This window comes from Acinetobacter sp. YH01024 (assembly GCF_013420195.1).
Classification (GTDB): Bacteria; Pseudomonadota; Gammaproteobacteria; order Pseudomonadales; family Moraxellaceae; genus Acinetobacter; species Acinetobacter amyesii.
In genome coordinates this window covers 1-8,366 of sequence record NZ_VOYQ01000072.1, presented here as the reverse complement: position 1 = coordinate 8,366, position 8,366 = coordinate 1, and the positions used below count along the sequence as shown (strand labels likewise).

Sequence of the window (8,366 nt, the reverse complement as noted above, 5' to 3'; positions counted from 1 at the left end):
TTGGAATAAGAGAATGGGAGTGCATGAGCTGTGGTACAGCTCATGATCGAGATATAAACTCAGCTCTAAACATTCTTGCGCTTGGGCATAAGCGTCTAGCTGTAGGAATCACCCTCTTTTAAGGGGGGGAGGATGTCAATGAGATGAATTTTCAGTCTATAATACGGGGCTCTTATTAAAGCTTGGCTCTAGTCGAGATTTACTCTCTCTTACTTTAATCTCTGGAAACATTGCAATGAATGCGGCCGCTTCACAAGACACTCCTCTCGTTGGAATTATCATGGGTTCTCAATCGGATTGGGCAACGCTAGAAAACACTGCCAATATGCTCAAACAGCTTGGCGTCCCATTTGAAGCGGAAGTAGTATCTGCACACCGAACTCCAGATCGATTATTCGAATATGCCGAAACCGCACGTGATCGTGGTATTCAAGTAATTATTGCCGGTGCTGGCGGCGCAGCACATTTACCAGGCATGTGTGCAGCCAAGACTGATTTGCCTGTACTCGGCGTACCGGTAAAATCATCGATTCTAAATGGTGTTGATTCACTGCTTTCAATTGTACAAATGCCTGCAGGGATTGCTGTCGGTACTTTGGCCATTGGCCCAGCGGGTGCAACCAATGCGGCGATCATGGCTGCACAAATTTTAGGTTTAACACGGCCTGAAATCGCAAAAAATGTTGCAGATTTCCGTGCTGCGCAAACCGATAAAGTGGCGAGTAAAAATATTCCGGGTCAAGCTTAATTAAGGGGCATTTCTCATGGATAAAACCATTGGTATTTTTGGTGGTGGCCAGTTGGGTCGTATGATGGCGCAAGCGGCATTACCTTTAAACATTCAATGCACCTTCTTTGAAGCGAGTACCGACTGCCCTTCTGCAGCCCTAGGTCCAGTGATTTCGACCCAAGCTGAAAATGGCTTGCAAGATTTCATTCAGAGCGCAGATGTTTTCAGCTTAGAGTTTGAAAATACCCCGCTGGCAGATGTTGATGTATTGACCAAAAACAAAGCATTGCACCCACCGCGCCAAGCTTTAGCGATTGCACAGCATCGTTTGTCTGAAAAAGCCTTGTTTGATGAGTTGGCTATTCCAGTTGCACCCTATAAGGCCGTGACGTCTTTAGAGAGTTTAGAAGCCGCTGTTGCTGAACTGGGTTTACCCATCGTACTGAAAACATCGCGTGGCGGTTATGACGGTAAAGGTCAATTTGTGCTACGTAGCGCTGAGCAAATGGATCAAGCATGGGCTGAACTGGGCCCTGCTGGTGAATTGATTGCGGAAAGCTTTGTAACCTTCTCACGTGAAGTCTCAATCATTGCGGTGCGTGGTCAAGACGGTGATGTGAAAACATGGCCATTGGCGGAAAACCACCACCACAACGGCATTTTGTCGCATTCGATTGTGCCTGCGCCAAACAGCGCAGACTTACAACCAGTTGCGCAAGACTACATTACTCGCCTGCTCAATCATTTGAATTATGTCGGTGTTTTGACGCTAGAACTGTTTGTGACCGATAAAGGCTTATATGCCAATGAAATGGCGCCACGTGTGCATAACTCTGGGCATTGGTCGATTGAAGGCGCAGTGTGTTCACAGTTTGAAAACCACATTCGTGCTGTAGCAGGTCTACCTTTGGGTTCGACTGAAGTTGTTCGTCCAACGGTCATGGTAAACATCATTGGTCAACATCCGAAATCTGAAGATGTATTGGCACTGAATGGCGCGCATTTGCATCTGTATAACAAAACAGAGCGTGAAGGTCGCAAAATTGGTCACATCACTTTAATGCCGAACGATACCGCTGAATTAACAGCTTTATGTCGTGCTTTGGCGAAAATTTTGCCGAATCCACTGGCACTTAGCGAAGATATGACCATTTAAACCTGAGTTTGAATGATAAAAAAGCGGTCATGCACATGGCCGCTTTTTTTATCGCTGTAGTTCGGGCATCATTGCGCCTCTTTGCAAAATCACACCGCTTATCGGTGAAACGATAAGAAACTATGGATCATAAAGTGTTCGTTCGTTTATAAATATTCTGCGTTAATCTTCGTATGATTTTTTGTGTATCAATAGCCTGTGATGTGTGTGAATCAAAATCAAAAATAACCAAAGCGTTTTGAATTTAAATTGTGTTTTTGAATTCAAACTATGAATTTGAATTCAAAAAATCCGATACCAAAAGCAATGAATTCAAAGTTTATGAATTCAAATTTGAAAAAATGAATTCATTTCGCTGTGTTTAAATTTAAAATTTGAATTTAAAAGTTGCTCAGACTTATTGGATCTATAGGGAGTGTATTTTAAAACCTATAATATTTTGATTATTAATAATAAAAATAAATTTTTACCCCATTTTGCATTTGTGGGTAATTTTTTATGCGCCTAATTTATTTTAAATTTAAAAGTTTTGAATTTAAATTTAAACCGCTGTTTGGTTTCTAATGAATTTAAAGTTGGGTTGTGGATAACTGCTTTTGAATTCAAATTTTAAAAATGAATTTAAATAAGTATAAAATATGAATTTAAATTTACGTTTTGAACCTTTAACTTTTGCTTTGAGCTGCTATTGTTAAAGCAACAATTTAAATTCAAAAAAGATCTAGGGTATGAAGCATCACTTAGGATTTGTTTTCGGGACTGCTTTATTGGCAATAACTCAGGCAAATGCCGAGTTGATTATTAATGGTCAGTCTGTCAATGCGTCGAGCATGCCTACAACAAGCAGCATTTCACCACAAAATAACTTTCAAGGTTGTTTAGCCAATTTGCGCTCGCAAGCAATGAATGCTGGTGTGAGTGCATCCACTTATGATCGCTATACACAAAATTTAACACCTGATTATTCTGTGATTGAAAAGCTCAACTATCAGCCTGAGTTTTCAACTCCGATTTGGGACTATCTGTCCGGTCTGGTAGATGAAGAGCGTGTACAACTGGGTCAGCAGAAATTGGCGCAGCATCGTGATGTATTAAACCGTGTCGCAGCGGCTTATGGTGTGCCTGCTGAAACCGTGGTCGCGGTTTGGGGTGTGGAGAGTAATTTTGGTGATATTGCGGGTAGCTATCCTTTATTACAGTCATTGGGCACTTTAAGTTGTGAAGGACGCCGTCAAAGCTATTTCCGTGGCGAGTTTTTTGCAGCCATGCGGATTTTGCAGCGTGGTGATTTAAATGAATCACAATTGAAAGGTTCGTGGGCAGGTGCATTTGGTCATACCCAATTTATGCCGAGTACTTATGAAGAACTGGCCGTGGATTTTGATGGTGATGGCCGCCGTGATTTGGTATCGAGCACCACGGATGCGTTGGCATCTACAGCCAACTTCCTGAAAAAGCGTGGTTGGCAAACTGGTCAGCCGTGGGGCTTTGAAGTCAAAATTCCGGATGGCATGTCGATCAGTGGAGAAAGTCGCCGTAATAAAAAGTCATTAGACAGCTGGATGAATCGTGGTTTGCAGCGTGCCGATGGTACGCCGTTAATTCAAGGTAACCTTTCTGGATCAAGCCAAGCAGGTTTAATGGCACCGGCTGGGGCAAGTGGGCCTGTGTTCTTAGTGTTTAAAAATTTCGATGCAATCTACAGCTATAATGCGGCAGAGAGTTATGCATTAGCGATTGCGCATTTATCCGATCGCTTGCAAGGCAAGGGTGGCTTTAGTACGACATGGCCAACCGATGATCCTGGGACTTCACGTGCGGAACGACGTGAGATTCAACAATTTTTACTTAACCGCGGCTATGACATCGGTAAAGTGGATGGATTAATTGGAGATAAAACCCGTCAAGCCATTCGACAAGAGCAAAATCGACTGGGTTTAAGTCCAACAGGTCGGGCGGGACAGCAGATTTTACGGGCATTTCGTAATGAAAATGCGAAAAATATGATGCGTTAATTCATCAATAATAAAAAGGTCTGCAATTGCAGACCTTTTTTATATGTTTTTGACTCTTAAACCGCAGTGATTGTACCTAAGATACGATAGCCAGCAGCACCCGTCACACTTGGTAAATTTGCACTAAGCTGATTGACAAAGCGCATCGCCAACCAAGCAAAGGCTGTGGCTTCCACCCATGTTGGGCTTAAGCCTAAATCTGCGGTACTTTGCACCGTCCATTCATGTTTACGTAAACGCCAGCGCAGTTGCTCTAATAGGTGCGAATTGTATGCACCACCACCACAGACATAGACTTCACCAGTATCCATATCAGAACGGTAAATGGCTTTTTTAATGGCGCGTGTGGTGAGTTTCATTAAGGTTGCTTGAATGTTTTCTGGCGTATCTTCGAGTTCGTCATATTCGAGATCTCCACGCCAATCGAGAATCTGTTCATCTAACCATTCTAGATTGAAGTCTTCACGACCTGTGCTTTTAGGTGGTTCCTTAGAGAAAAACTCATGCGCTTGTAAGCGGTCGAGCAGACTGCGAATAGGTTGACCATAAGCTGCCCAGTTGCCATTTTCATCATACGGCTGACCAGTATAACGTTCGCACCAAGCATCCATTAAAATGTTGGCAGGGCCTGTATCAAAGCCATAGACATCTTCAGGTTTGCCTGCAGGTAACATGCTGACATTGGCAATTCCGCCCAAGTTTAAAATCACACGGTGAATAGTATCATGTTGGAAAAGCGCTTGATGAAACGCAGGAACTAAAGGTGCGCCTTGACCGCCTGCAGCCATATCACGGCGGCGGAAGTCTGAAATCACCGGGATTTTAGTGAGTTCGGTGATAATGTTTGGGTCGCCAATTTGTAGGGTAAAACCATGTTCAGGGCGATGACGGATGGTTTGTCCATGCGAGCCAATCGCCTTGATTTGACTACGATCTAGCTCATTCTTCTCGATCAACTCATTGATGCCATGACCGATCATTTGAGCTAAAGCAACGTCTGCCTTACCCATGCGATCAATTTCGTTATCATCAGGCAAGGTGAGGGCCATCAGTTCATCACGAAGGTCTGGGTCAAAGGGAAGTGTGAGCGTCGCATGAATCTCTAAAGGATCAAAAGAAGCAGCAACAATATCGACACCATCCATGCTCGTGCCGGTCATTACCCCAATGTAGATCGCTGTCATGATGATTCTTAAGCCTGCAATGTGCTGAAAAAGTGTTAGTATATCGCACAAATTGTATAACTGATCTATTTGGATTTTGTGATGTCAAATTTCCTGCCGGCTGAAGAACAACTTGCCCTCATCCAACGAGGCACACATGAGATTATTTCTGAAGAAGATCTTCTTAAGAAATTAAAGCAGAATCGCCCATTAAAAATTAAAGCGGGTTTTGACCCGACTGCACCTGATTTACATTTAGGTCATACGGTTCTGATTAATAAATTAAAAGTTTTCCAAGATTTAGGTCATGAAGTTTACTTCCTGATTGGTGACTATACAGCCATGATCGGTGACCCAACGGGTAAGAGCGCTACGCGTCCACCGTTGTCACGTGAAAAAGTTTTAGAAAATGCTAAAACTTATCAAGAACAAGTGTTTAAGATTCTTGATCCTGCGAAAACTAAAGTTGTGTTTAACTCAGAGTGGTTTGGTCAAAAAACTGCTGCTGACTTGATTCAGTTGGCTTCACAGCAAACTGTGGCACGTATGTTGGAACGTGATGACTTCACTAAACGTTATAACAGCCATCAACCAATTGCGATTCACGAATTTTTATATCCATTGGTGCAAGGTTATGACTCAGTTGCGCTAGAAGCGGATGTAGAGTTGGGTGGTACAGACCAAACCTTTAACTTGCTGATGGGTCGTACATTACAAAGCCGTTATGATCAAGAATCTCAAGTGTGCATTACTGTGCCAATTCTTGAAGGTTTAGATGGCGTAAATAAAATGTCTAAATCTTTGGGTAACTATATTGCCGTATTTGATGCACCGGGTGCGATGTACCAAAAAGTGCTTTCAATGCCAGATGATTTGATCGAACGTTACTTTGACTTGTTGAGCTTTAAATCGATTGAAGAAATTCAACAGTTGCTTAAAGAAGTGGCTGAAGGTCGTAATCCACAAGAAGTGAAGAAAATTCTTGCACTTGAATTGGTTGAGCGTTTCCATGGCGCAGAAGCTGCGGCAAATGCGCACAAAGGTGCAGGCAACTTGATTACTGAAGGTGAACTTCCAGAAGGTACACCAGAAGTGACTATTTCTCGTGGCGCATTTGGTGGTGAGATTTTCATTACTTCTATTTTGCGTGAAGCGGGTTTGACTAAAAATGCAGCTCAAGCAAAAGATGCAATTGGTCGTGGTGCAGTGAAAGTGGATTGGGAAGTGGTTGATGCAGGTTATGCTGTGTCAGAAAACAAAACTTTGATTATCCAAGCGAGCAAAAAAGCGATCGCAAAAGTAACTTTTACCGACTAATAAATTCTTGAATTTTTAGTTAAGTTATTGAATTAAAAGCAGGCTTCGGCCTGCTTTTTTTTACCAATTAATATATTAATAATATAAATAAGCAAATTCAAAAAAAACCTTATAAAAACAACACTTAAATTTTTCCAAATGTGTTGCATTTCTTGAATTTTATGTATAAGATTTATTCATCTAGAGAGATATATACCATCTAGAGGGTACATAACGATAACTCCACTTTTTATAAGTCTCTTCCCCAAGGGACTCTTTTTTTAGTGAGTTAACAAATAACTATAATAACTACACGATGGATCGACTAAAGATTCAATTCTAAGGGAAAGATTTTGGGAGAGATCTTTCCCTTTTTTATTTGTAAAATTGAGCTATTCCTTTCAAAAATCACATTCATTTCTGTATTAAAGACTTTAATCGCGCCAGAAAAAAAGCCCGATTCAATCGAGCTTTAAAATGTCTTTACTCAGATAGATGTTCATGGAGCTTGGTTTTAGGGCTTAGAGCCAAATTGAATGAAGCTTAATTTAGGTAAAATCCGCTTGACTAAAGTCCCCACTAAAAGTGCGGTAATAATGGTGCCTTCACGTACTCCGATGACTTGATGTAAGACCAGCCAACTACTGATAACTGCAATACTGACCAAGAGAATGTCGCCATAGGTCTTACAATTGCCAAAATCAAGGCGATAACGAACAGCAATGGCTTGATAGAGGCCTTCTGCGGCCAAGAAGACTAGACTGGCTTTGACCACTAAGCTCACACCTAAAGCAGTAATCAGGCAACTTGCCAAGCAAGCCAGGAGTTGAAGTGGGTAACTTTCTATGCTCCAGCCTTGGGTCAGCCACATTAAACCGTCAATAAATGCACCAAACAAAATTCCCACGGGTAATTGCAACCACTGTATCCACTGAAAGCGTGATTTTAAGATCAGCATTTGCAGCAGGATCATGACGATATGCATTAATACTGTTAATGTGCCGACGGTGGGAGGAAAGATATAGCTAAAGCTATAGGGCACCGAGGAAATAGGGGATGTCCCTAAATTTGAATGTATAGAGAGTACGACACCAAAAGCCAAAAATCCTAATCCGCCTAATAGTAAGAATAAGCGTGGAAAAAACTGTGTTGGCATCCTGCACCTAAAAAATAAAAAGAGTGTACGTAAAACGCAGCCTGCGCTCTATGCGTCTAAAGCCCAAAAATAGTGGCTTTTTATGACTGTGATCGTTAATAGTGATTATTCAAATAAAATAGGCTGTATTTTTATCAGCAAAAATGACTAAGCATGTAATTAAAATGATTTTTGCAAAAACAGGCCTTATGGAACAATGGTCAAAAATCAAAAAAGAGCAACAACATGGCGTATTACGATACCGATAATCATGATGAACAGATTGATCGAATCTTGAGATATTTATTTGATCACCAAACCACACAGTATAAGCGAGCATTATTTTGTGAGGCGCAGCAACAATTACATGATTTGGATATCGCAGCACAGTACCAACTATTTGCATTGGTACGAGAACAACTCCCTCGACGTGCCAAGCTGCTATTTTCTGCCGAGGATTTCCGTGGAAAGCAACAAGTCATCTTGGAAGTCATGCAACATTTAGCATTTGAACGTTAAAAAATGCTTTGAAATATAAAAATGCACGCAAAAAAATGTCTATAAAGCTTGAATCGGTGTGATGACAGAAAAAAATGATGTGCTTTGAGGAAGAAAAGTAGACTAATGATCAATAAATAATCAAAGCTACTTTTATTAGATTTAAAAGCGCTGAAAAAGATTTGCTAGATATAAGAAATTTACTTAATTAAATATCGACTATTTGCTAAAAATTTATAAAAAATGCCTCTGTACACGACAAATTTCATAGGATCCTTGTCCTATCAGGCTTTTTCTTTCTTAAAATTGCTAGCACTTTCTTAAATTCTTCTTTTTTTCCAAAACCAATCAAACGTAGAATAGCCATTTGAAC

The 8,366-nt window shown here is 41.1% G+C and carries 8 protein-coding genes; 6 read left to right on the top strand and 2 right to left on the bottom strand.

What is annotated here, in order from left to right; genetic code table 11:
* The 4 genes from FTT88_RS16380 to FTT88_RS16365 form a co-directional block, all read left to right on the top strand.
* Positions 1-122: zinc ribbon domain-containing protein (locus tag FTT88_RS16380; protein ID WP_180005585.1), on the top strand; the 122-nt coding region annotated here is incomplete at its 5' end.
* Between the two features lie 113 nt (positions 123-235).
* A complete protein-coding gene (gene purE / locus FTT88_RS16375; RefSeq protein WP_078189531.1) occupies positions 236-748 on the top strand; it encodes a 5-(carboxyamino)imidazole ribonucleotide mutase in 513 nt (170 codons plus the stop codon).
* A gap of 16 nt (positions 749-764) precedes the next feature.
* Entirely contained in the window at positions 765-1,886 is a 1,122-nt protein-coding gene (locus FTT88_RS16370) for a 5-(carboxyamino)imidazole ribonucleotide synthase (RefSeq protein ID WP_168379845.1), read from the top strand.
* Between the two features lie 728 nt (positions 1,887-2,614).
* Positions 2,615-3,901, top strand: a complete 1,287-nt coding sequence (locus FTT88_RS16365) for a lytic murein transglycosylase (RefSeq protein WP_180163445.1) — start codon at positions 2,615-2,617, stop codon at positions 3,899-3,901.
* Between the two features lie 56 nt (positions 3,902-3,957).
* Here the strand turns inward: FTT88_RS16365 and FTT88_RS16360 are convergent, their stop codons facing one another.
* Positions 3,958-5,085 (bottom strand): anhydro-N-acetylmuramic acid kinase, encoded by a 1,128-nt coding sequence (locus tag FTT88_RS16360; protein ID WP_180050960.1) that lies wholly within the window; start codon positions 5,083-5,085, stop codon positions 3,958-3,960.
* Positions 5,086-5,148: 63 nt separating this feature from the next.
* Between FTT88_RS16360 and tyrS the strand changes: the two genes are divergently transcribed.
* Positions 5,149-6,381, top strand: coding sequence for a tyrosine--tRNA ligase (gene tyrS, locus FTT88_RS16355; RefSeq protein WP_171262600.1), 1,233 nt, complete (start codon positions 5,149-5,151; stop codon positions 6,379-6,381).
* 493 nt (positions 6,382-6,874) lie between these two features.
* Here tyrS and FTT88_RS16350 read toward each other — a convergent pair whose 3' ends face one another.
* Positions 6,875-7,516: a YitT family protein gene (locus FTT88_RS16350; protein ID WP_180147601.1), complete on the bottom strand. Its 642-nt coding sequence runs from the start codon at positions 7,514-7,516 to the stop codon at positions 6,875-6,877.
* A gap of 225 nt (positions 7,517-7,741) precedes the next feature.
* On the opposite strand from FTT88_RS16350, the gene FTT88_RS16345 reads away from it, so the two are divergent.
* Positions 7,742-8,014 carry a hypothetical protein gene (locus FTT88_RS16345; RefSeq protein WP_180174113.1) on the top strand — a complete coding sequence of 91 codons (273 nt, stop codon included), beginning with the start codon at positions 7,742-7,744 and terminating at the stop codon, positions 8,012-8,014.
* Positions 8,015-8,366 lie beyond the last annotated feature (352 nt).

Excerpts from the sequence above, each read along its gene's own strand:
- FTT88_RS16350 (WP_180147601.1), bottom strand. The coding sequence starts at position 7,516 with ATGCCAACACAGTTTTTTCCACGCTTATTCTTACTATTAGGCGGATTA.
- FTT88_RS16370 (WP_168379845.1), top strand. The coding sequence starts at position 765 with ATGGATAAAACCATTGGTATTTTTGGTGGTGGCCAGTTGGGTCGTATG.
- purE (WP_078189531.1), top strand. The coding sequence starts at position 236 with ATGAATGCGGCCGCTTCACAAGACACTCCTCTCGTTGGAATTATCATG.
- FTT88_RS16345 (WP_180174113.1), top strand. The coding sequence starts at position 7,742 with ATGGCGTATTACGATACCGATAATCATGATGAACAGATTGATCGAATC.
- FTT88_RS16365 (WP_180163445.1), top strand. The coding sequence starts at position 2,615 with ATGAAGCATCACTTAGGATTTGTTTTCGGGACTGCTTTATTGGCAATA.
- FTT88_RS16360 (WP_180050960.1), bottom strand. The coding sequence starts at position 5,085 with ATGACAGCGATCTACATTGGGGTAATGACCGGCACGAGCATGGATGGT.